The following is an 876-nucleotide window of genomic DNA, read 5'->3' as shown; positions in this document are numbered from 1 at the left end:
GAGTATATTGAAAGATGGCATTTAATAATTCAGATTTAAATTTCTCACTTTTTTCCATATTTGCCAAATTCCTTAATAACTTTATCTTCAGCAAGACGTAGCCCGCATTAAACCTATGCAGGTAAGGTGTGTGCGGTACGCACGCGGGCTTTGAGTGTGATAAAAAAGATCGTCTGAAAAAAGTTTCCGGCTTTCAGACGACCTTTTGTCAAATATTATCGGCAGCGGCTCAATGCCAACCTTAGACCTGCTCCGATTTCTTCAGGGCTGTTATCCAATGATAAAATTACATTATCTGCATCAATGGCATCCCACGCTTCCAGCTTGACATGGCGGCTCGGGCTGATTTTCAGGCAGCCGTTGTGCAGCCAAATATCCACGCTCATCATGTTTTTGAATAGGGCGCGTCTGGTTTTATAGCCCAAGTTCCCGCATAGGTTGGCAACCCAATCCTCATAGCGTTGCCGAAATTTTTCGGTATCAAAAAAATCTTGGTCTTCTGGACTGTCATAAACGAAAGTCCTGCTGTTTGTCAACGCTTGCAAGACCGTCGTGCCTAAAGTTCCATTGTCGGTATCCAATGGCAGGATATGGGGGGGATATAGGTGGTCTGGAGCATATCGCCCAAATCCTGACCATGTTTGAATAATCAAGGCTCTTTCGTTTGCCTTATAGCCGGCCCAATAATCTTGTTCTTGATTGAAAGTCATTTATTCGATCTCCGTAATTTTGACTGTAATGTTTTGACTTTTGCCATACTCTACCACACGTTGCAACTGCAATCTTTGCTCCTTATTAGTTTGTGCGGGTATGGCCAGATGGATTTCGCGCTGTTTGATCATGTCGGCCCTTAATGTCATACCCGAAAGGCTATGA

Annotated in this window: 2 protein-coding genes; both read right to left on the bottom strand. The window is 43.6% G+C overall.

Annotated elements, in window-relative coordinates; translation table 11 throughout:
- Nucleotides 1–215 precede the first annotated feature (215 nt).
- Nucleotides 216–710 (bottom strand): contact-dependent growth inhibition system immunity protein, encoded by a 495-nt coding sequence (locus tag ACTHUM_RS15605; protein ID WP_440403369.1) that lies wholly within the window; start codon nucleotides 708–710, stop codon nucleotides 216–218.
- Nucleotides 711–842 (bottom strand): hypothetical protein, encoded by a 132-nt coding sequence (locus ACTHUM_RS15600; RefSeq protein ID WP_349268255.1) that lies wholly within the window; start codon nucleotides 840–842, stop codon nucleotides 711–713.
- Between the last annotated feature and the right edge of the window lie 34 nt (nucleotides 843–876).

The sequence above is a fragment of the Neisseria sp. P0021.S006 genome, from assembly GCF_051956895.1.
This window is presented reverse-complemented; position numbering and strand designations above follow the sequence as displayed.

What these genes read in the sequence shown, in the direction of transcription:
- ACTHUM_RS15605 (WP_440403369.1), bottom strand. Translation starts at nt 710, where the DNA reads ATGACTTTCAATCAAGAACAAGATTATTGGGCCGGCTATAAGGCAAAC.
- ACTHUM_RS15600 (WP_349268255.1), bottom strand. Translation starts at nt 842, where the DNA reads ATGATCAAACAGCGCGAAATCCATCTGGCCATACCCGCACAAACTAAT.